Consider the following 20,211-nt stretch of genomic DNA (forward strand, 5'->3'; position numbering starts at 1 on the left):
GCCGAGAGTGAAATGGAAGGCGGCTATAAATATGCCGTATACGAGCCGATCCAGACCAGGATCGACATCAACAGGCCGATGACGCCGGCGTTGTCCGCGAACACGGTGGCGGTGCCCGGCATTCCGAGCCGGAGTTGGCTACGGTCGATGGTCTTCGGGATCGAAATAGCAGCCGGATAAGCCTTCGCGCCTCCGATCGAGCCGACCCGCGCCAGCGTACCTGAGACCGCGATCTGGCCCTGCCCCACGCCTTGGGGGATAGCCATGACCGTCGCTTCGTGGATGCGGCCAGGGTCGTCGTCGAAGACGAGCTTGACCCGCGCGCCGGGCTTGATGGTCCGGAATCCGTTCGGCGGGAACATGCCGGTGATGACGATATCGTTTGCGACGATGAACGACATCACCGAGCGCGCCGGCATGGCGCGGTCGCCGACCGACAGCGCCATGATCGTAACGACACCGTCGCCGATGGCGCGGATCGTCGTCTGCTCGAGCTCCCACTTCGCATGGTCGAGCTGGGCCTGGATCTGTGCGACGGTTGTGTTGACGCCGCCGATTTCCGACTCCATCGCCAATTGTGCGCTCAGCTGTGCGGCCTTGGCCGCCTGAAGCTGAAACTCGACCGTGTCGTATTGCACCTGGACGTCCTGCAGACGAAACGCGGTCTGCGCCTCCTCGCTGACGAGCTTGCGGTAATCGGAAAGCCGCTGGGTGTGAAAGGCGAGCTGCTTGGTCAGTCCATCGACATTCGCCGTCGCCTGCTCGTAACTGGCCTTCAGTTGCTTGACCTGCTGCCGTGCCTGGGCAAGCGATGCCTCGAGCTGGTTGACCTTGTACTGGAACGGTGCCGGATCAATGCGAAACAGCACCGCGCCAGCCTTCACCGGTTCGTTTGGCTTGACCGGGATTTCGATCACCTCGCCGGAAACATTGGGCGCGACCTCCATGACGCGGGAAATCACGACTAAGCTTCCCGACGGGGTCAGGTAGTTGAACATCGCGAGGAATACCGCGAGGATGAACGCGCCGAGCAGCACGGTGACGGTGCCGGACGCCCAGCCCCATCGGACCAGCTTGAGCCTCGAGAAGACGAGCCAGACCAGGACCAAATAGAGCGTCAGGATGATGAGCACGATGATCTCCTGCATCTGTCGTGCACCGGGATTGAACACTCACAAGGGCGGTGCCATGCCCGTGCCGGCCGGATGCGTGCAATTGCGACTCTGTCGCCGCGCATCCGGCCGATAAAAATCCGATCTCTAGGACGCGCGCTTGAAGCCGGGAGGCTTCCACGTCCCTTCACCAGCTGGCAGAATCGATGGCGGCGTGGTTTTCGGCCAGTACAGTCGCATCACCACATAGATCGGGCCATCCGGCGCCGGCAGCCAGTTTGCCTCCTTGTCCGCTCCCGGAGACTTGTTCTGGACGTAGATCGTCAGCGAGCCGTCGGAACCGAGCTTCATGTGCGGCAGCATCGGCGAGTTGATCAGGTAGCGGTTGATCGGGTTCTTCACCAGTAGCTGCGTCTTGCCGTCATACATCGTCACCGACCAGAAGGCGTTGACCGGCGGCAGCTGTCCCGCCGGGAAGGTCAACGTGTAGCTCGACTTCGAACAGTCGAGTTCTTTGCCATCGACATCCACTTTGCCCAAAGGATACATGGCCTCCACCGCGTCGTTGCCATAGATGCCGGCCTTCGCGGCTGCCGCGCGCATAAGCCAGTCGCCATGGAAGAATGCGGCATCGCCGAACGACGCGCTGACGCGCCAGCCGTTGATGTCCTTGCCGAGGGTCGCAACGGCTTCGGTGACCTTGCGCTCACCCTCCTTCATTCCGAGCAGGATCTCGGCCTTGTCTTCAAGCGACAGGCTGCGGAAGTCAAAGCTCTTGCCCGGCCCCACGCCGATCCGCGCCAGCTGCTCGCGGATCCAGCGATCCTCCGGCAGCGCCGGCGCGAATTGAAGCGCGAAATCAAGGTATTCGAAGAACTCCGTGCGGACGAGGTCCTTCTCGAATTTGGGGAAAGAAAGCGCCGGTGCCGGCGAGGGCGCAGGCTGATTCAGGAAGCTGGAAAGCGGCTGCGCCTTGTAGCCGGCCTGAATCTTCTTGACGGCCTCGATATCGGCCGGGTCGAACAGCTGCGTGCGTAAGAGTCCCAGGCAAAAATCGGTGGTCGACCGGAATACCTTCTTGATGCCGGCCGGTGTCACGCCGGTCCATCGCGGGCCGACGACCATATAGCTCCCGGCATCGCTGCCGGTGGCGCGCGTGCCGGCATAGCCAAAATTATACGTGTTGAGGTCGTTCAGCTGCAGTGCGTAGTAGCGCTTGGGATCGATCGCCGGCACCGAAAAGACGAGCGGCTCGGCCCGCAGATCCAGCCATGCGAACGAATACGGCGTGTCGCTGTTGGGCGTGATCACGGCGGTATCTTCGTATGTGAAGACGCGCGCCACGTTGAACAGCGTATTGAACGGCGCCTTGTACTGCCCTGATGACTTGTCGACCGCGTACTCATACATGATGCCGTATGCCATCACGATCGGCAGGCCATAAATGAAGCCGGCCTCTGCAATGTCCTTGGCCTTGAAGAATCCCGGGCGCTCGGACCACTGGGCCAAGGCCTGGCTCGATTTGGTACCAGCAGCGGCGACGCTTGCCAGTGCGGCAGATCTCAGCAAATCGCGCTTGGTCAGCAAGTACGGGCTCTGGGTTGATCGCTTCTGCATCAAAATACTCCATTTCCACGGTGGACGAGGCTGACACGCCAAGCGTCTTCTCGTCCCCTTACCAACCTAACGAAAACGCGGCGGCCCACTATGCAGATTCGGCAATCTCCAGCCTCGTGCGAAGCAATGGTCTGCAGCCGAATTCAGTTTGTTGCCTGCGCGGGGTCTTCGACTTCGGCATGCGCCCGCCAGGCGAGCCCCGATTCGCCATTCAATTGATCGGACGGCCCCGATCCAGGTCAGAAACTGCATAGCGGATGCTGGGAAGTAGAGACTAGCCTGCCTTGCGCGGCACAAAATGGAGCGCCGCAACGCTGCCAAACAACCGTCTTGAACGAAACCAATCCCAGGAAAGAACGATGGACATCACCCGCCGTTTTGCGCTGAAGACCGGACTTGCCGCCGCTTCCACCGCACTGACCCCGTCGATCCTCCGAGCGCACGAAGGCCCAGTATTTGATATCGTTGAAGGGGCGGAAGATTTTTGGCTCGCCACCGACGCCTATGTGTTCGGTTATCCACTTGTCACAATCGAGATGACCCGCCGGGTCTTCACCAACGTGGTCAAAGCGGAGGGCACGCGCGCTCCCATGGGGCAAATCATCAGGCTGCGCCAGTATCCGGATGCCTCGTTTCGCGATGTGACAGCACCGAACGCCGATACGCTCTACACCACTGCATTTTTCGACGTCGGCAAGGAGCCATGGGTGTTGAGCATTCCCGACATGAAGGACCGGTATTTCCTGCTGCCGATGCTCGACGGCTGGACCAATGTGTTCGCCGTGCCCGGAAAACGCACAACCGGCACCGGGGCGCAGACCTATGCAATCACGGGTCCGGGCTGGAGCGGCACGCTTCCGTCCGGCGTCAAGGAATTGAAGGCCCCAACCAACATCGTCTGGTTGCTCGGCCGGATCTACTGCACGGGCACTCCGGAAGACTACGCAGCCGTCCACGCCTTGCAGGACCAGTTCAAGCTGGTGCCGCTGAGTTCCTACGGAAAGGACTACACGCCGCCCTCGGGCAAGGTCGATCCGTCCATCGACATGAAGATGGCCGTGCGCGAACAGGTCAACCGCATGGATGCGGCTGAATACTTCAGCCTGCTCGCCCAGCTGATGAAAGTGAACCCTCCCTCTGCTGCTGACGCGCCCGAACTCGCGCGGTTCGCCAAGATCGGTCTTGTCCCGGGCCAAGACTTCGATGCCAGCAAGCTGGACGCGGATTTCGTCAAGCGCATTCCCCGCGCCGCTTTCGATCGCATCATGCTCCAGCTCAAGGTCAACGACGCCATCAAGAAGGTCAACGGATGGATCTACGACACCAAGACCGGCGTCTACGGGACCGACTATCTCAACCGTGCGCTGGTCACCGCGATCGGGCTCGGCGCGAACCGCAACAGAGACGCGGTTTATCCGCTTTCGCTAAAGGATGCAGACGGTAGCGACTATCACGGCTCGAACAAATACGTCATGCGTTTTCCAAAGGGCCAATTGCCGCCGGTGAGCGGCTTCTGGTCCGTTACCATGTACGATGCCAACTACTTCTTCGTCTCCAACCCGATCAATCGGTACTCGATCAGTCCGCGACAGAACCTCAAGGTCAATCCGGACGGCTCAACGGACCTGTACATCCAGAATCAATCCCCGGGGGCCGACAAGGAGTCGAACTGGTTGCCTGCGCCGACCGGCAAGTTCATCCTGATGCTGCGCATGTATTGGCCGAACGAGGACGACCCGTCGATCCTCGACGGCACTTGGTCGATCCCGGCGGCCAAAAAAGCGACGTAAGTTTAAGCGGCGGGCAAGGGGACGCTTCGCGGCGTCCCCTTGCCCGTCACGCTACGCAGCGATTATCTTGAGCAAACGATCTCACATCGTTGTAAAAAGCTCCCCGTGACCAACGATGCGCTAAGCTTTCGTTGCGAGCGCTCGCCCTGACTCCAATGTAGGCGGCGGCGCAGGTACCGGTCGCGGAGAAAAGTAGCCATGCTGATCGACACACCGACCGCCGCGCACCTGTCGCAGGTCATTTCGCAAGTAGCGGCGCCCGCATTTCTCCTTGGCGCAGTTGCGGCCTTCGTGTCGCTTTTGATAGGGCGCATGAATCGCGTCGTCGACAGGCTACAGGCATTGCACGCTACGGCCGACGACGACCGTTCCGGAACGCACCCTGATATCCCACACCTCAGGCGTCGCGCTGTGCTTCTGAACAAGGCAATCGTTCTCGCGACGGTCAGCGCAATCGTCACCTCGCTGCTGGTGATCCTGGCGTTCGTGTGTACCTTCTTTCGATTCCAGCATGAGTACGGCGTTGCACTGCTCTTTGTTGTCGCTCTCAGCTTCTTCACGCTCTCGCTTGTAGATCTGGTGCGCGAGGCCCGCCTTTCACTGCATGACCTCAGTCATCACAAGCCCAATCCGTAGCAAGCGGCCGGCTCAGCCGGGCTCTTTCGCGTTGTAGCGCCAAGACTCGAAATCGGCTCGTTTCTGGACGGGCCGGCGCTTCCTCGAGTCGAGAGAATCATCGTCCAGTGCCGGCTGGACGCAAATGGTACACAAGGCGCATCAGCCAGAGGCTGGCCCGGCGCAAGGACGCCAGGCCAAACTCCGCGCGGTCCCGCTAGTAGCACGGGGGATAGGGATAGTACCCGCAAACCGGCGGCCGATAGTAATACGGGTGGTACGCGTAGGCAGCCGCAGCGCCAGCCGCCGCGGCGGCTCCGGCATAATACGCACCTCGATAGGCCGTGCGTCGCGCAACGCCCGCGAATGAAAGCGGCGTAAACGGAAGGCCGATGATGTCGATGAAGACAGAGGCAGGACCGTCGGCGCCCTTGATGTCACCTTCGAGAATATCGACATCGAAGGCAAGGTTATCACCTTCGAGCTTGGGATTCTTCAGTGTGACAACGACATCGCGCACGGTGCTGCCGTCCTTCTGGAATACGGACACTGTGGCGTTGGGCGGATTCTTTGCAAAATTGTCGCTGCCGGTTCCCCAGTCTTCGACGATATGGCTGATCAGATCGTGACCGGCCGAGCGAACCGGCCGATCCGCAAATATGATCGCATTTGGCGCGACGCCAGTGAGGACCAGCTTGCCGGGCTGCACGTTCGCGCCCCTGGAGTTGAAGACGATCAGTGATGGAACGACCTGGGGTTTGGTGGCCCCGATCGTCTTCAGCGGCGCATGGGACGCCGTGTCTTGCGCCAAGACCATGTTTGTGGCCGCCAAAGCACCGAGAAAAGCAATCGCACGCATCGTATTCGACAGCATGATCAACTCCGGAATAGTGGATTACCTGGACCCAGGCATGATGAAACAAGAATGGAGGCCGGCCGAATTGGACGACCTCCTTTCTTCACTAGTAACCGAACTTATAGTTGAGGCGGAGCGCCAGCAGACTCGCGTCCGTCTTGGTGTTGGCGGTGATCGACGTGATGCGCCCGAGTGACGGCGTCAGGAACGTGTTGCTCTCGTTTACCCGCCACAGATAGTCGTACTCGATGCCGGCCGTCCAATTCGGAGAGAAGCCGTACTCGAAGCCGACACCCACGACGCCACCCCAGCGGGTCCGGTTCGCGAAGGCGAGGCCCGTGCCGGTCACATTGTCGATGATGGCAAAGTCCTGGCTGCCAACCGCGCCGCCGCCCTTGACGTAGAACAAGGCCTCGTTGGCCGCGTAGCCCAGTTGAGCCGTGAAGAGGCCCAGGCCGGCGAGGGTCGACTTGTAAGTACGTGTCGGGTCCTGCGCACTGATGCGCGTGTTGCGGATGTTGGCCCAGTCGCCCTGCGCTTCCAGACCGTACACCAATTGTCCGGCCTGCCAACGATAGCCAAGCTGGCCACCGATGATGCCGCCGCCCTTGCTATTGCAGCCTTCCGCGAAGACGCCGCCAATTCCATTGATTGCGGTGATATCGATGCACTGGTTGCTCCAGCCATATCCGCCGTTGATACCGAGATAGAAGCCGGACCAGTTGTACATCATGGGCGCTGCGATCGGCGCCGCCTTGTACGCCGGCCGCTGCGGAAGATCGGCGGCCTTTGCAATACCCGTGAACGCAACGGACATCACCGCCGCTGCGGTAAGTAAACTGATCTTCTTCATCGCCTGCAAGCCTCATTGAACGTGGAAAACACATGAGCCACTTGCCATCGACCTTGTCTCAGTCGGTATGCAGAAACTGTCACCGCCGACCAATTCTTAGCGGTGTTGCACCAAAAACCCACTTCGAGGTCACGGCACGTTGCCAGACCTCAATGCGCGAGACCGGCGATATGTCTCGGATGGCAACTCGCCGAACAGCGACCGGTAGTGGCCGGCAAATCTGCCGAACTCGGTGACGCCGTGTGCCGACAGGATATCGACGACTCTGACCGATGCGCCGTTGTCGCGACTGATCTCGTGATAAACCAGGTTTAGCTGCCGAAGCCTCAGATAGAGCTTTGGCGAGAAGCCGAGATAGCGCTCGAAAGCACGCAGCAAGGTGCGGTATTCCACCTTGGTCGCTTTCACGATGTCCTTGATATGGACGATGCTTTCCGACCTGGTCCCAACGAACTCAAGCGCCTCCAGAACGATTCGCTCGTACGAGAGGGTGTACTTGTTGGGCAGGAAGCTTTGGCTCAGGCGATTATCCCGGATGCAAGCCAGCTGATCCATCAGGGCGTCCTCTGCCTCCCGCGCCATCATAGGCCGGTCAGCGAAGGCAGAATCGGAGAAGGAACGCAGAGCCTGCCTCGACACCTCGATCAGCTTCGATTTGATCGGCTCTGGCAACCGGACGAGATGCTTGGCGGTCTTCGGCGAAGCCTGAGTTGTGGCCGCAGGGAGCATGTTCCTCGCGATGCTCTCCTCATTGGGCAGCGACCACGCCACCCATTCGACATGACCGGAGCGGACAAAGGTGAAGTGACAGTTCGGAGGGAAAATGACCAGGTCAGAGGCCTGGCATGGCACACCATCGAGCACGACGCGATCGTCGAAGTTGGACGACTGGACGATCAACGTCGTAAAATTCGGGTCGGTGACGCCATGCGCAATCCCGGGGCCGCCGTCGGTGCCAAACTGAAGGATCGTGCGATTCAATGCGAGAGACTTCACGCCCCAATCGTGAGAGGACGGAGCGGATTTCAGAAATGTCACCCTCGCGCCTCTAACGGCGTCGGTGTATTGCCCGAAATCATTCAATTCAAAATATCCCGCCCGTCTGAGCGGCAATTCAAGAGAAAAATAGAACAGGCTATGCCGCTCTTAGTAACAGTGCGCACAGCGGATCGGTCGGCAACGTGCGACCGATCCGCCCTCAGACAATCTACTTCATCTGGATTCCCATCATCTCCCGCTCCGCCTTGAACACGACGGCAATAGCGTCGATGATGAGCTTTTCGGGATGCGCCTTGCAGTAGACGATGACTTCGTGCTCCACGAGCTTGCCCTTGCGCAGGTCGAGGAAATGCTTCTTGGCAAGGCCGTTGTACCAGCCGCTGTACCAGGCCGTCAGCGCATCGGCGTCCTCCTGGTAGGTCCCGGCGAGTTGCGCGCAGGTCAGCTTCTGAACATCGATGAATCCATTCGCGTCGACATAGGCCGACAGCGGGGTCTGGGCCCTGGCAGACACCATTGTGGCAACCAGCAGAGCTACGGAAAGCAGCAGTCTCGAACGCATTGGGGATCCCATTGTGATGAATCGGATGTAGAAAGATCTCAGACGACTTTAAGAGGCCGGGCGCCTTCGCGCGCGACTGGCATCCGAGCTGAAAAGCATCGGCTCGGATGCACGATCAGGATCAAGACAGTCCTATCGGACGTTCGAGGCGGCGCATCGTCCGTCGAACAGGACCGAATATGTGATCGATGTCCCTTGTTCAGAACCGGTAGTTGATGCCGCCACGCACGACATTCAATTCATCCGCGCTGACTCCGGTGCCGACGACTTTCGTGTAGAGATACTCGGCCTTCACGGACCAGTTCGGTGTAAAGCCGTATTCCACGCCGAAACCCGCGGAGATGCCCGGACGCCAGGACGAGGCTGAACAATCCGGCAAGACGCCAACCGTGCCGCAGGGCACGCCGGCGATGGTTGATGCGCTGGCGGTCGACTTGACGAAGGCTCCGCCGCCGGTGGCGTAGATCAGGACGTTGTTCATGGCGATACCGACCCGGGCCCTCACCGTCGCCAGCGCGCTGATGTTTGACGAGGTGTTCAGCGTGACGCCCTGTCCGATGCCGAGAATGCTCGGCGTTACGACGGAGGACCCGCTGATGTTGGCCCAGTCGAGGTCACCTTCCAGGCCGAGCACGACGTATCCCTGCTGAATCTGCCCACCAAACGTGCCGCCGATCATGCCGCCACTGATGTCAAAACCGGCTCGATCGAACCTGTTGGCGAACAGCACCATCGGGTCCTGGTTGCCCCAGCCGTACCCGGCGTTGCCGCCGACATAGAATCCCGTCCAGTTGTAGACGGCGGCAACCGGAGCCTGCGCCTTGTAGGCGGGCGCCGCCGGCAAATCCGCCGCGACCGCATAACCGCCCATCATCAGCGAAGCCGCGATCGCAACCCCAAACTTTCCAATCTTATTCATTGCCGCACCTGATTGATTGAAGAAATCGTGTAGCGGTGATCGCATCGAATGCGCGCAACCCACTATGCAGAATCTGACGCGCGCGTTCTGTTTTCCCGACTGTGGCCAAGTTGCCGCAGCGAAAGCATCGGCGCGCAGTCGGTGTTGAGCGCCAATGGTCTCTCGGTGTCAGGCGAGCAGGCTGACGAATATGCAAATTCTGACAATCCGGTGGTGTCGAGCGATGACCGGTCGCTCCTGGCCTGGTTCAACCTTGCCGAAACTCCGTCATGCTGATCGGAAGCCCTAGTTGCGTGCGAAATAGAGCGGCGTCCTGAGCGTGATCTGGTAAGCAGGCTTTGGTACCCACATGATCTGCGCCGTCACGCCAAACAGGCGGTTGTCGTTGTCGTCCATCCGGTCAAGGTCCAGTCGCACGATCGGCTGGGTAAAGGAGGAGACCGACGCGCGGCCCAAGAGCTCGGCGCCGCCGAAAACCTGCACGCCCGCGCGGCCCGTAAACTTCCAATTGTTCGGCCATTGGTAGTAACCGCCGACATAGCCCATGATATCGGAATGGATGGCCGCGAGCGGACTGCCGATGACAACCCGTGTGTCCTGCACACCCGCGAGCAACCCACGAGTCTCGTCCTGGTCGAACGCATAGTCGAACTCGAAAATGTTTGTAAAACTCGTGGTAGCAAACGGTCCATTCGGAATCGCCTGGGTAATGGTCGATTGCCAACTCAAGGTCGGAATCGAGCCGCCGTTCTGATTGTAGAGATCGGCCTGAAATCCAAGATTCCAGCTCGTAATCGCCACGGACGACCCGCCGGTCATCGGAGTGCTGGTCGAGCTGGCTGATACGCCGGCATAGAGCGAGACGTTATCGTTAACGTCGATCGTCATGGGAAGATCGACCACGACGCTCTGGGCGCCCGGCAGCGTCGCACCGCCCGCAATTGCAGCCAGGCTGCCGGCGTTCGAGATGGCAGCGGATTGCAACGCCGCGAGCAAAGACGAATTGCCGAAGCCGACCGCCAGCGCACCGGCGGGCACCCTGGCGTAGGTGGTTCTCATGTCCAGGTAGACGTTCGGCGCGCTCGACACCCCGTTCGAGGAATCATCGTCTTCATCTCCAGCACGGGCAATTCCGCTGGAGAGGCAAATCAAGACGGCCAGCACCAATCCCGGGAAACCAACGCAATTGCGCGCGTTCAGCGCTCCAACCTTCCCCGTAACCTGCAAGACACTCTCCTCGAACGGGGTCCTTATCGGCGATGTCTGACAGTGGTGATGCGGCCAAGCTGATCGATCGAGGGAGCGACAGGCACTATCTCGGTCATCGCCCACTATGCGCCATCCGGTGAACCCGGCACATTCCGGGAAAAGATCGTTGAAACGATATCGGCAATTCGTCGGAACGGTCTATGCAAATTCTGCCAATGCACAGGCGCACCGTATCGCGGCAGGCTCCTACGGCAGATCCGGCTCCTTGGTGTCCTCGAAGAAGGCCGGTTCGCCCAACGGCGGCGCGGACGTTTCTGCAAACCAATGGTGAATGACCGCCGAAGGTATCGCCCGTCGCGGCGTGCAGGGGTTGATGGTGCCCGCAGTCACGATGTATCCTTGCTCAAACTTCTGGCGGGCAAACCTCTGGGCGTCGAGTTCGGTCGGAAAGCTCTCACTCTGTCTCGGCTGTCGTTGCGCGGATGCCTTGCGCATCCTTTTCGGCACCTCGAACGAAACATACCAGGCCTTCGTCAGGTCAATCGACACGGCGCCCTTCCGATTGGTTTTCCCTGCGGGCTCGTCTCGGCCAGCCCGCTGCAGCTATACGCTTTCGACATCACGATCTTGAGTCGCGTCCATCACGCCCGCGCTGAAAGCCCTCGACAATGGATTCTGGTAATCGATCCTGACGTTGCGCAGTCCAGCTCTGCCGTCGTGCGACATCTCGCTGTCCCGGCCCGCCGCTCGAAGCGTCTGCGAAGGGCTCTCGCCGAACAGCTTGCGATACTCAACCGAAAACCGTCCAAGCTCGAAAAAGCCGAAGCAGATCGCAATTTCCGTCACCTTTGCTGTCTCGCCGTTCACCGCGAGAAGTGCCTGCCTTGCCTGATTCAGTCGGAGCACACGAATTCGACGGCACGGCGACTGGCCGTAAACGCTCCTGAACGCCTTTCGTAGAGTACGCTGGCTCACCGAGAGCTGGTGGCATATCGCGGGGATGCGAGTCATTTCTTCGGCATCCCCCGCAGCGATGGCCTCGGCCCGCGCGACAAGAACGCGATATCGATCGCTGGCACCGCCAATCATTGGTCGGCACCTTTCGATTGCATCCAAAAAGCCGATGAAGTGAGGAAGCTACCCCGAATATGGCAACGCAACCCGTTTGCATGGCCCCCTGACGGACCGCTTCGCGCGGGCGTGCAGATCAGATCGGCAGCAGCAATGGCAATAAGAGCGGCGCAGTACATAATAATGACCTCAACGTCTGGCTTTACCTCTGCATCTCGCGTCTTTCAGCGCGAAGCGTCTTGCCATTTCGCGCCAATCATTGATGCACGGTCTTCCGGGCCGCCTTGCCGCCGAAAAACACAGCTCGAATACTGGTAATATGCTAGCGCGACGCTCGTTTGCGGGGCGACGCGAGCCGCTACCTGCGTCGTGGCCCGGCGCATTTGCGCCTACCGTGACCGCTCAGTGCAAGCCGCCCATGCGCTAACTTTTGCCGGCGCGGGCCTTGCCATTCCCTTTGGCGGCCTGCTGCTGCCGATATGCGATCGGCGGCATTTTCATCAAACGCGCAAAGCTTCGGCTGAAACTGCTCGCTCCGGTGTAGCCAAGACGTAAGGCGATGTCCGAAATGCGCTCGTTGGACTCCGCAAGGAGGCGGCAGGCCGTATCGAGGCGGACTTCGGTGACCAATTCGCTGTAACTCGTCCCCATACCAGCGAGGTGTCGCTGCAATGAGCGCACGCTCACGCCCAGTTGGCGCGCAGTGCACTGCACAGATGCGGTATCCTGACGCAGCAACACCGAAATCGCCGCGCGGACAGAGTGTCGGGATGGCGAAGAGACGGGTTTCATGTGCACGTCATGAAAGATTGCAAGCGTGATCTCCTTACTCAAACCGCTGCTTACGATCTTCTTATAATGTGATCGAACTGGTGGGCCCGTCTGGCCATGAGCCGCCTAAATTGCAATTCTGGAATCAAGATCAATTGCACACGTCCCAACCTCGCATGCGCCGCTGCAACGCGACACCCGATGCACCCGGCGAACAAATTTCGAGATCGCTCCTCATAGTTCCGCGACGACAAAGTACGACCGTAAAAATGAACGCCGCAGGCAGGGGACGAGCAACATGAGCGGATTTCCCTAACCCGCTGCCAATTCGTGATTCCGTTTGCAGACATTCATAACGAGGTGGGAGCTCCCACCGCGACGCTCCTGTCGAAATTTGGTCTCCCGACAGCGCTGCAAGAAAAAGCCGATCATTATGTTCCGATATTGCCTGCCATATTGTTTGCACAAGCCGCGCAGAGATCGCAGGGCATCACGGATATTGGCTTTCACGCTTCGCGGCGGCTGCAGTTCTGCCACCGGAGCGATAAGCTGCGAACCATCATCAGCTACTCTCCGACGCTGTACGTCGCCCTGCAGCAAGTGTGCAAATGGACATCGCTCGAAGACACGAACCTGTACATGTGGCTGGAGCGCTGCGATGATCGTGTAAGAATTTGCAGCAAGCTGGGCGGGACTGCCGGCATGCTCCATCTTGAACACTCACAATGGCTGCAGAACGTCTTTGTCGTCCACATCGTTCGACAGTTCGCCGGATCGGAGTGGACTCCCTCAACGATGGCCTTCGAGGCAAATTATGCGCCAGGCTCGGAGGCTCAGGCCTTCTCGCCGAATACGCGCATTCTGCCGGGCCAGGAAGCCTCCTGGATTGATGTCCCGTGGCGCATCTCGACCTACCCAGCCTGACACGCGATACGGCAATGGAGACCGCGGTAGGCGCGGCCGCCCTCGGACAATCGCTTCCGTTTCGACAGCAGCCCCCTCCGATTGGCACGGAGGCAATTTCCCCCGGCGCAAGCCCGCTATGGAAAGCGCGCCACGCATTCGTCGCGCAATTCGGGACTGCACAAACGGCGGTCGGACGGCGGCGCGTCAATAGATCGGACGCAGTTGGAGCCCGGAGAGGCCGAGGGTCACATTGACGGCTACCGAGCCCTCCACCGAGACGGGCTGCAACGCAAATGACCGCCCCGAGCCACCGACAAGAACATTGACGCCGGCGCCTAAGCCGAGGCCGATGTCGCCTGACGCCCCGACATATTCGCCGGCGAGAGCTCCGGGCGGAGGGCCTGCCGTCGGGGCAAACACCGCCCAGGCGAGTGCGCCTCCGGCCGAAACGCCGATATCGATTCCGATGGTGTTGAGGGCACCTTCATAGAGTTGTGTCGGCAATGGTGGGTTTTGTGTAAAGCGACATGACATCGATTGATGGCCGAATATGACAAACCCGACGCTAGGGTCGAGCTTGCAAGCCAGCATGCCGATCTGGGTCCACGATGCCTGTTGGGCGCCTGCGGAGGACACAGAGCCGGACCATGCGCAGACGATGCAGAGAACAACCAGAATTCGTGCACGCATTTCGCTTCCCTATCATCTCGCAAAGACTCGTTGATCGCGGTCGGCGCTTGGTTCCGACCGCGTTCTGTTTTCGTAGATGAGCATGTGCAGAGCCGACGAGGCTATGCAAAATCGGCAATCCGAACCCGCCGTCAGGCCTTTTTGTCGCGTTAATCGGAAGCGGTTTGCGATGTTGGACGCTAGCCCTCCGTTACTTTTTGAAGACGGCGTTACTTGCGAAACCGCGCGAACGTTATTTGCAAGGACATCCCGACACCTGCCGCATGTCGGGCCGTCAGCTCAATGCGCGCCGGGCCATGCTGAAAACGTCACAATTGGACCGCTGCCGATTTTGCATAGGCGACGGGTTTTGCGCTGTCTAGGGTCCGCACCGACCAACCTGCCGGAAGCTTCCGGCCGATCGCAAGGAGAACGAGATGCGCAACAGGAAGGGCGTGCAGATTTGCTTGGCATTGCTGGCGACGGCGTTACTGCTCGACACCGGGACCGCGCTGGCGCAGAGTGCTACGCACGGAAACCTGAAGACGATCGGCACGCCTTCTGCCGCACAAGCCCAAATTGTGCCGTCGCTCATCGTTCTCAATTCGCGGGGCGCAACGTTGCAGGGCGACAGCCTTGTCCTCACAGGGATCACGCCGAACTCGATCATATTCGCCGACCGACCCGTGCGCGCTGCGGGCCATCAGCTCACGGCTGATATCATTGCGGACTGGGGCGCAGGCAAGGACAGCTTTGCCAGCGATCATCCGAACGCGACTGTTTCGGCTTTCAACAGCAAGGACGGCTCCGTCAAGGACGCCGTCGTCGTTCTGAAGAATCCGAAGCTGGACGGAGACAAGCTGACCTTCACCGTTCAGACGCTCGAGGGTGATCTCACCGGCGCGGACGGCGCAGCCTCGATCTTCATCGACATCATCGGTCGCCCCTTTACACCGCTCTCCTTTGCGGGCGTCGCGCGACGCACGGCATACCGGGGCGCAATGTATGCCGGCGCTGCTGCTGTCGGAGCTGCCGCCGTCGGAGCCGCCTACGCCCGGCCCTATTGCGGCTATTATCCCTATCCTCCTTGTTACTGAACAGATCTCGCGCCGGGCGGCGCCTATCCGCCGCCCGTGCAAGGACCAGCGATCACTCTGCGTCGCAACAGCCACCCCTTTTGGCGTTCCTCCACATCAGCGCGGTTCGCGGAACCGCATCGCCGTCGCGTCCCTCTTAGCTGGGGCCGATGAGACCAAAGCGTTCCGAGCGACGTCGGCGCGCACGGGTTTGCGTGAGGAAAGCGCGTCAGGACGACAAGCCAGGAATTCCGGCCCTGCGGTCGCAACCCAAAACGAGGCGTGGTGAAAAAGTATTGAGGGGCGAGATTCGGACAAGGACCGGCAGCCGCGCCCCGCGTTGGGCCACTATCGGGCGTGTGAAATCGCAGAAAATCGTAGTTTGGCGCGCAAAATCGTACGATTGGTAGCGGGGAGCGAATCGAACCCTGGTTCTGCAGCAAGCGATAGCCTGCGGCGGCGAGCAGAACAGATTGGCCGTTTTCCTCGCCCTAGTATCCCATCCGTTTTGCCGCCCTAGTATCCCATTCTACGACGAGCACGTAATCGACCTGTACCATCGGATCTGCGCGCTGTATCGAATGGGGTGAAGATATAGATACTGCAACCAGAAGTGGCGGAGAGAGTGTCAGTCAACTCCCTATGAAAACTAAGGCATTTTCGACTTTCCTAGGCCAAAACCCACCGCTTGAGCTACGGCCGGAGAATCAGGCTCGCCTTAGACAAAGCCTAATTCTGGCTGGCCACACGTTCGAATCGCCTCGGCGATGCACTCTGGGCCAGAGCTCGCCACGTTGCTCGATTCCTACGACCAACGCATTAGGCTTCCCTTTGTCCTAGATCCAGCCAGCCAATGAACCAGCATCTCGACGAAGAGCCGGGTTCGCACCTGTCAATCGGCGCTCAAATTTGAATGCCGATTGACGTCTAATGCACTACCGCGCCAATTCCACGTGACATGGAGGCACGTCTTGGGGTCGTGCTGCTCGAACGCAAACGGCACGGCATCGTCCTGACGCCGGCCGGGCGTGTTTTGCTGGCGCGCGGGCGAGCGCTGTTGGCGGAAACTGATCGGTTGCGGGAAGAACTCAGCCTGTTTCAAGGCGGGCTTGCAGGGCAAGTGCGCCTTTTTGCCAACACCAACGCCTACACCAGTTTCTTACCTGATCTGTTCAGCGGCTTTCTGCTTCAGCATCCGCAGATCGACATCCGTATCGCCGAGCGTACCAGCGAGGCCATCATCGGCTTGGTTGCCGACGGCACCGCCGATGTCGGAGTGGTGGCGGCGGAGACGGACCTTGGCGGCCTCGACGCCAGGCCATTCGCCACAGATCGCTACGTTGTGATCACGCCAGTCGGCCATCCCTTAACCGAATGCGCCGCGGTCGATTTCAGCCGCATCCTCGATTTTCCATTCGTCGCCGGTCCCAGCCATGGCCTCTTCACCGCGAAGGCCCAACGCCTCGGGCGCCAGATCAAGACCCGGATCAAGATGCGTGACGAAGCCCAGGTCTGCCAACTCGTCTCAGAGGGCGTCGGCATCGGCATCGTGTCGCTGTTGAACGCCCGCCGCGCTGCGGGGTCGTGGTCGATCGGACAAGTTGCATTGACCGATCCCTGGACCGAGCGTCGCATGTTTGCCTGTGTTCGCGCAAAGGACTCGCTGTCGCGCCCAGCGAAGCTTTTGTTCGAGCACCTCACAAAAGTCGACGCAGTCGTGGCTCAAGCGTTATCGGATGCTCAGTGAGCAGCAGCATGATTCCGGCTTGCAGGCAAGGTCGTCGATCTGGCCATTGCCATCGTTTGCACCCTGCTTCGCAGGGCGCCGGCACAAAGACAATTCGCGGTGTTACCGCCCGGCCAGCTTCGGAGGTGGACGCATTTCACCGGTCGGACCGGGGGCCGGCCGAGACCGCCATCCTCGTCAGGACACGCCGACCAACGATAGCCTCAATGATCACAATCACCACTGCCGTTCCAAGATTCCACATCAGGTTCATGATGGTGGCGTCGAGGCGATAAAGCAACGACATGGCCGTCGAAGTCATGCCCGCAACGGCCAGTCCGGCTGCCAACGTCACCAGGGCCGGGCGCAGGCGGGCGGCGTGACGTAACATCACAAAAATCGATGCCGACAGTGGTAGGCCGACGAGAAGCACCGTGGCGAAGCACTGAAAAGCCGCGCCCATCCGCAGGCTGCCCGCGTCGTAACTGACCCAGTCTGTCAAGCAACCATAGCCAAGGGTCGCCATCCACACCGCAAGCGGCGGCAGCGGAAGCATCAGCCAGGACCGCGAACGGTCGGGCAGGCTTGCCATCAGGCAACTCAAGGCGGCCAGCGCGCCCGTCAGAAAGGAGGCCGTAGTCCCAACGACGAAAGACGGGTTGCGCAGCTGGATTGCGATGTCCGACCGAAGACCATATTCGACGGCGAGCAGGACCACGACGACAAGTGCGATCAGGAGCCAACAGGCGGCCCGGAAGAGCGGAGGACGAATGACGCGCACTGGCCGCACGGCGTTCGCCAAGCTCTGGATGAGGTCGGTGGTATCCATCTTCTAGTTGCCTCCCTCGCCCAGGAGGCGCCTGAGCGCCTTGATGCCCCGATGGGCAGAAACCTTCAAAGACGCAATCGACATTCCGCTCTGTTCGGCGGCCTCCTTCAATGACCTCTCCTGCAACTTCAAAAGCGTGATGGCCTGGCGCTGGCCCTGCGGAAGTGCCAGTAGGGCGGCGTCCACAGCTCGACCATCCAGTGCCAGCTCACTATGCTGGTCGGGGGCGGCAAAGGCTTCGTGCTCGGTTTCCAACATCACTTCTCCTGCCGCCACGCGCCCCAGGGCGCGCAAGCGATCCGCAACACGATGCCGCGCGATACCAGCCAGCCAGGGCTTGAACGGGCGTGACGGGTCGTATGTGTGCCGAACCTCATGCAGTGTCAGCAGGATATCCTGGACGGTATCTTCGGCATCGCTCGCGTTGCGATGCGCCCGGTTCGCAATCGTTCGCAGATAGGGCGTGATCCCGAGCAACAGGCGGTGATAGGCATTTGTGTCTCCACGTTGCCCCAGCACCATGAGTGCCGTCCATTCCTGCGGGTCCGCCGCACGCAAACCGGACACGTCAAAACCGCGTGGTGAGGTCGGTCAGCCAGGCAGGTGACGCGGCGACAAGCGCGGCTTCCAGTGCGTGATCCGCGCCGGTCAGGATGAGAACTGCAACGGTCACCGCGCTTCCGCCTAGCAAGAGCTTGCCCGCCTTTCCAGCATTCATCATTTTGCCCCGCCAGCGCATCATCGCCGTTCGGGAAAGCGATCCAACGATGAGCAAGGGGACACTCGTTCCCAACCCGAATGCGACCATGACGGCTGCCACGCTTACGAGATCGTGGCCCTGGGCCGCAAGCACCGACGCAGCGCCGAGCGTCGGTCCCACGCAGGGGCTCCAGACGGCGCCCAGCAGAACGCCCACCGCGAACTGCCCCTTGACACCGGTCGGGGTCACGCGGGCGATGAGCCGGCTTCCGGCATTGCTGACGCCGCCAGTGACCATCGCGAAGCGTTGCTGCAATGCGCCGCTCAGCAGGAGGACCCCCAATCCGGCCAACAGGACGGCGGAAATGTTGCGAAACACATCGCCGTCGAGGCCGATAGCGAAGCCCATCGTGGCAACGAACAAACCGATGCTGGCGAAAGACAGCACAAGGCCCGCGACCAACGCCGGGACACCTAAGCGATGCACGGCCAGCGCAGGCCCGAGCACGAGCGGCAACAGTGGCAGGACGCATGGGGACAGGGTCGAGAGTATGCCCGCGATGAATCCGAACCCCATGCTGGCGAATGGCAAGGTCACGACGATATTCCCTGGGTCTAGTCGTTCGCCTTTTCGAGGAGCGTCTTGACCGAATTGGCATCGGTATCACCGGTTGAGCGCCCCTTTTCGGCGGCACCGTGGAACACGATCAGTGTGCTTTGCTTCTGGGCGCCCATGGCCCGGACAATGTCCTTTTGAGTGTCGAAATCGACGTTGTACACGACCAGATCCTTGAACGCGGCTTCGTTCTCGAGGCTGCTCAGGATCGGCCTCTGCTTGGCACAATACGGGCACCAGGGGGCGGTGATGTGGACCAGGATCGGCTTACCCTGATGCTGGGCGGCATCGAACGCCTGCTGCGTAAACGGCACCTCTGTCGCAGCGAAAGCGGCGGAGCCGATACCCGCAGAAAGACCCAGAGCCAACACGGCCACAGCCATCATCCTCGTGAAATGCATCGCAATCTCCTGGCAGCTTATGAACGTCCCGGCAAACGCTGCCAGGCTCGTGATCTAAGGTTCCGATCTATCTGCCAAAAGGTTACAGCGTCGGTGGCCAAAATTCGTGTTGGCACGTAGCCCTCGGCTGCGCAGATGATCTCACGAGACAGCCTCGGCATTTGCTAGCGGCCACCACCGACCGGAAGGATCGCACCGGTCACATAAGAAGCGGCGGGCGACATGAGCCAAATGATGGCCGAAGCGACCTCTTCTGCGGTCCCAGCTCTTCCCATCGGAATGCCTTTTGCGAGGCGATCGAGGCGATCAGGCGCTCCAGCCGCCGCATGTAGCCCAGTCTCGATCAGTCCGGCCGCAACCGCATTGACACGAATCCCCTCACCCGCGACTTCCAGCGCCAACCCCACGGTGAGAGTATCGAGTCCGCCCTTACTCGCGGCGTAGTGGATCCACTCGCCCGCTCCGCCGAGTTTCGCAGCGATGGAAGAGACGTTGACAATATTCCCCCCTCTGCCGCCGCGCCGTGTCGAAAGGCGTCGGACGGCTTCCCTTGCGCAAAGGAATGGACCGGCGACATTGACCGCCAAAACATGGCGCAAAACGTCGTCCCGAAGGTCCTCAAGGCGCGCAAAGCCGCCTGTGACCCCAGCATTGTTGACACAAGCCGGCTAGTGGCACCTCGAGCCTATCAGCAACCCCGAACATCCTCAGAACGCCGTCTTCATTGGCGAGATCAGCCTGGATCGAATGCAAGGTGAGGCCCTCGTGCCGCTGCTCTTGCACAAAGGCGTCTGCGGCCTGCGAATCTGTTGAGAAATTGATGAGGACCGGGTGACCAGCTTGCGCGAAAGAGCGCGCCACGACCGCGCCGATGCCGCGCGAACCGCCCGTGACGATAATCAAGCCCTTGCGTGA

The 20,211-nt window shown here is 60.4% G+C and carries 23 protein-coding genes and 1 pseudogene; 6 read left to right on the forward strand and 18 right to left on the reverse strand.

All coding sequences use genetic code 11. The features are described 5' to 3' along the window. Positions 1–23: 23 nt before the first annotated feature. Together ACVIHF_RS33050 and ACVIHF_RS33055 are read right to left on the reverse strand one after the other, a co-directional pair. Positions 24–1,148, reverse strand: a complete 1,125-nt coding sequence (locus tag ACVIHF_RS33050) for an HlyD family secretion protein (protein ID WP_229189067.1) — start codon at positions 1,146–1,148, stop codon at positions 24–26. 111 nt (positions 1,149–1,259) lie between these two features. Then, a complete protein-coding gene (locus ACVIHF_RS33055; protein WP_253609824.1) occupies positions 1,260–2,699 on the reverse strand; it encodes a DUF1254 domain-containing protein in 1,440 nt (479 codons plus the stop codon). A 389-nt stretch (positions 2,700–3,088) separates the two neighbouring features. Here ACVIHF_RS33055 and ACVIHF_RS33060 point away from each other — a divergent pair, with 389 nt between their 5' ends. Both ACVIHF_RS33060 and ACVIHF_RS33065 read left to right on the forward strand, forming a co-directional pair. Then, entirely contained in the window at positions 3,089–4,519 is a 1,431-nt protein-coding gene (locus ACVIHF_RS33060) for a DUF1254 domain-containing protein (RefSeq protein ID WP_253605216.1), read from the forward strand. 198 nt (positions 4,520–4,717) lie between these two features. Beyond that, entirely contained in the window at positions 4,718–5,155 is a 438-nt protein-coding gene (locus tag ACVIHF_RS33065) for a DUF2721 domain-containing protein (RefSeq protein WP_076826362.1), read from the forward strand. Positions 5,156–5,351: 196 nt separating this feature from the next. On the opposite strand, the gene ACVIHF_RS33070 is transcribed toward ACVIHF_RS33065, so the two are convergent. From ACVIHF_RS33070 to ACVIHF_RS33090, 5 genes are all read right to left on the reverse strand, one after another. After that, positions 5,352–6,008 carry a hypothetical protein gene (locus ACVIHF_RS33070; protein WP_310881711.1) on the reverse strand — a complete coding sequence of 219 codons (657 nt, stop codon included), beginning with the start codon at positions 6,006–6,008 and terminating at the stop codon, positions 5,352–5,354. Positions 6,009–6,096: 88 nt separating this feature from the next. Continuing rightward, positions 6,097–6,843: an outer membrane protein gene (locus ACVIHF_RS33075; protein ID WP_225164029.1), complete on the reverse strand. Its 747-nt coding sequence runs from the start codon at positions 6,841–6,843 to the stop codon at positions 6,097–6,099. A 129-nt stretch (positions 6,844–6,972) separates the two neighbouring features. Then, complete coding sequence (locus ACVIHF_RS33080) at positions 6,973–7,839, reverse strand: helix-turn-helix domain-containing protein (protein ID WP_253605227.1); 867 nt, start codon at positions 7,837–7,839, stop codon at positions 6,973–6,975. 211 nt (positions 7,840–8,050) lie between these two features. After that, positions 8,051–8,404 (reverse strand): HdeA/HdeB family chaperone, encoded by a 354-nt coding sequence (locus tag ACVIHF_RS33085; RefSeq protein ID WP_076826357.1) that lies wholly within the window; start codon positions 8,402–8,404, stop codon positions 8,051–8,053. A gap of 199 nt (positions 8,405–8,603) precedes the next feature. Next, positions 8,604–9,323 (reverse strand): outer membrane protein, encoded by a 720-nt coding sequence (locus ACVIHF_RS33090; RefSeq protein ID WP_456793180.1) that lies wholly within the window; start codon positions 9,321–9,323, stop codon positions 8,604–8,606. Between the two features lie 48 nt (positions 9,324–9,371). Here ACVIHF_RS33090 and ACVIHF_RS33095 point away from each other — a divergent pair, with 48 nt between their 5' ends. Further along, a complete protein-coding gene (locus ACVIHF_RS33095) occupies positions 9,372–9,599 on the forward strand; it encodes a hypothetical protein (RefSeq protein ID WP_253605232.1) in 228 nt (75 codons plus the stop codon). A gap of 9 nt (positions 9,600–9,608) precedes the next feature. On the opposite strand, the gene ACVIHF_RS33100 is transcribed toward ACVIHF_RS33095, so the two are convergent. From ACVIHF_RS33100 to ACVIHF_RS33115, 4 genes are all read right to left on the reverse strand, one after another. Next, on the reverse strand, positions 9,609–10,550 hold the full coding sequence (locus tag ACVIHF_RS33100; protein WP_456793181.1) for a hypothetical protein: 942 nt from the start codon (positions 10,548–10,550) through the stop codon (positions 9,609–9,611). Between the two features lie 228 nt (positions 10,551–10,778). Next, a complete protein-coding gene (locus ACVIHF_RS33105) occupies positions 10,779–11,081 on the reverse strand; it encodes a hypothetical protein (protein ID WP_253605236.1) in 303 nt (100 codons plus the stop codon). A 54-nt stretch (positions 11,082–11,135) separates the two neighbouring features. Next, entirely contained in the window at positions 11,136–11,621 is a 486-nt protein-coding gene (locus ACVIHF_RS33110) for a helix-turn-helix domain-containing protein (protein WP_305884488.1), read from the reverse strand. A gap of 405 nt (positions 11,622–12,026) precedes the next feature. Further along, complete coding sequence (locus ACVIHF_RS33115) at positions 12,027–12,437, reverse strand: helix-turn-helix domain-containing protein (RefSeq protein ID WP_253605238.1); 411 nt, start codon at positions 12,435–12,437, stop codon at positions 12,027–12,029. 267 nt (positions 12,438–12,704) lie between these two features. Between ACVIHF_RS33115 and ACVIHF_RS33120 the strand changes: the two genes are divergently transcribed. Next, on the forward strand, positions 12,705–13,298 hold the full coding sequence (locus ACVIHF_RS33120; RefSeq protein ID WP_456793182.1) for an AraC family transcriptional regulator ligand-binding domain-containing protein: 594 nt from the start codon (positions 12,705–12,707) through the stop codon (positions 13,296–13,298). Between the two features lie 186 nt (positions 13,299–13,484). Here the strand turns inward: ACVIHF_RS33120 and ACVIHF_RS33125 are convergent, their stop codons facing one another. Beyond that, positions 13,485–13,970 (reverse strand): DUF992 domain-containing protein, encoded by a 486-nt coding sequence (locus ACVIHF_RS33125; RefSeq protein WP_076826352.1) that lies wholly within the window; start codon positions 13,968–13,970, stop codon positions 13,485–13,487. Positions 13,971–14,386: 416 nt separating this feature from the next. Between ACVIHF_RS33125 and ACVIHF_RS33130 the strand changes: the two genes are divergently transcribed. Both ACVIHF_RS33130 and ACVIHF_RS33135 read left to right on the forward strand, forming a co-directional pair. Then, the gene (locus ACVIHF_RS33130; protein WP_456793183.1) at positions 14,387–15,046 is read left to right on the forward strand and encodes a hypothetical protein; all 660 of its coding nucleotides are present in this window, start codon (positions 14,387–14,389) and stop codon (positions 15,044–15,046) included. Between the two features lie 958 nt (positions 15,047–16,004). After that, positions 16,005–16,772, forward strand: a complete 768-nt coding sequence (locus ACVIHF_RS33135; RefSeq protein ID WP_456793184.1) for a LysR substrate-binding domain-containing protein — start codon at positions 16,005–16,007, stop codon at positions 16,770–16,772. A gap of 136 nt (positions 16,773–16,908) precedes the next feature. On the opposite strand, the gene ACVIHF_RS33140 is transcribed toward ACVIHF_RS33135, so the two are convergent. The 6 genes and pseudogenes from ACVIHF_RS33140 to ACVIHF_RS33165 all read right to left on the reverse strand — a co-directional run bounded on the left by ACVIHF_RS33140 (position 16,909) and on the right by ACVIHF_RS33165 (position 20,199). Then, positions 16,909–17,580 carry an NrsF family protein gene (locus tag ACVIHF_RS33140; protein WP_456793185.1) on the reverse strand — a complete coding sequence of 224 codons (672 nt, stop codon included), beginning with the start codon at positions 17,578–17,580 and terminating at the stop codon, positions 16,909–16,911. Positions 17,581–17,583: 3 nt separating this feature from the next. Further along, complete coding sequence (locus tag ACVIHF_RS33145; protein WP_253605245.1) at positions 17,584–18,102, reverse strand: sigma-70 family RNA polymerase sigma factor; 519 nt, start codon at positions 18,100–18,102, stop codon at positions 17,584–17,586. 46 nt (positions 18,103–18,148) lie between these two features. Next, positions 18,149–18,856 carry a cytochrome c biogenesis CcdA family protein gene (locus ACVIHF_RS33150; protein WP_253609825.1) on the reverse strand — a complete coding sequence of 236 codons (708 nt, stop codon included), beginning with the start codon at positions 18,854–18,856 and terminating at the stop codon, positions 18,149–18,151. Positions 18,857–18,894: 38 nt separating this feature from the next. Then, a complete protein-coding gene (locus tag ACVIHF_RS33155) occupies positions 18,895–19,296 on the reverse strand; it encodes a thioredoxin family protein (RefSeq protein WP_253605246.1) in 402 nt (133 codons plus the stop codon). Between the two features lie 164 nt (positions 19,297–19,460). Next, a pseudogene (locus tag ACVIHF_RS33160) lies at positions 19,461–19,898 on the reverse strand (SDR family oxidoreductase); the annotation flags it as partial. A 16-nt stretch (positions 19,899–19,914) separates the two neighbouring features. Beyond that, positions 19,915–20,199, reverse strand: coding sequence for an SDR family NAD(P)-dependent oxidoreductase (locus tag ACVIHF_RS33165; protein ID WP_456793186.1), 285 nt, complete (start codon positions 20,197–20,199; stop codon positions 19,915–19,917). Positions 20,200–20,211 lie beyond the last annotated feature (12 nt).

The organism is Bradyrhizobium sp. USDA 4506, assembly GCF_054058795.1.

Excerpts from the sequence above, each read along its gene's own strand:
- ACVIHF_RS33050 (WP_229189067.1), bottom strand. The coding sequence starts at position 1,148 with ATGCAGGAGATCATCGTGCTCATCATCCTGACGCTCTATTTGGTCCTG.
- ACVIHF_RS33090 (WP_456793180.1), bottom strand. The coding sequence starts at position 9,323 with ATGAATAAGATTGGAAAGTTTGGGGTTGCGATCGCGGCTTCGCTGATG.
- ACVIHF_RS33125 (WP_076826352.1), bottom strand. The coding sequence starts at position 13,970 with ATGCGTGCACGAATTCTGGTTGTTCTCTGCATCGTCTGCGCATGGTCC.
- ACVIHF_RS33150 (WP_253609825.1), bottom strand. The coding sequence starts at position 18,856 with ATGGGGTTCGGATTCATCGCGGGCATACTCTCGACCCTGTCCCCATGC.
- ACVIHF_RS33155 (WP_253605246.1), bottom strand. The coding sequence starts at position 19,296 with ATGCATTTCACGAGGATGATGGCTGTGGCCGTGTTGGCTCTGGGTCTT.
- ACVIHF_RS33140 (WP_456793185.1), bottom strand. The coding sequence starts at position 17,580 with ATGGATACCACCGACCTCATCCAGAGCTTGGCGAACGCCGTGCGGCCA.
- ACVIHF_RS33060 (WP_253605216.1), top strand. The coding sequence starts at position 3,089 with ATGGACATCACCCGCCGTTTTGCGCTGAAGACCGGACTTGCCGCCGCT.
- ACVIHF_RS33075 (WP_225164029.1), bottom strand. The coding sequence starts at position 6,843 with ATGAAGAAGATCAGTTTACTTACCGCAGCGGCGGTGATGTCCGTTGCG.
- ACVIHF_RS33110 (WP_305884488.1), bottom strand. The coding sequence starts at position 11,621 with ATGATTGGCGGTGCCAGCGATCGATATCGCGTTCTTGTCGCGCGGGCC.
- ACVIHF_RS33145 (WP_253605245.1), bottom strand. The coding sequence starts at position 18,102 with ATGGTGCTGGGGCAACGTGGAGACACAAATGCCTATCACCGCCTGTTG.
- ACVIHF_RS33085 (WP_076826357.1), bottom strand. The coding sequence starts at position 8,404 with ATGCGTTCGAGACTGCTGCTTTCCGTAGCTCTGCTGGTTGCCACAATG.
- ACVIHF_RS33095 (WP_253605232.1), top strand. The coding sequence starts at position 9,372 with ATGCGCGCAACCCACTATGCAGAATCTGACGCGCGCGTTCTGTTTTCC.
- ACVIHF_RS33070 (WP_310881711.1), bottom strand. The coding sequence starts at position 6,008 with ATGCTGTCGAATACGATGCGTGCGATTGCTTTTCTCGGTGCTTTGGCG.
- ACVIHF_RS33065 (WP_076826362.1), top strand. The coding sequence starts at position 4,718 with ATGCTGATCGACACACCGACCGCCGCGCACCTGTCGCAGGTCATTTCG.
- ACVIHF_RS33130 (WP_456793183.1), top strand. The coding sequence starts at position 14,387 with ATGCGCAACAGGAAGGGCGTGCAGATTTGCTTGGCATTGCTGGCGACG.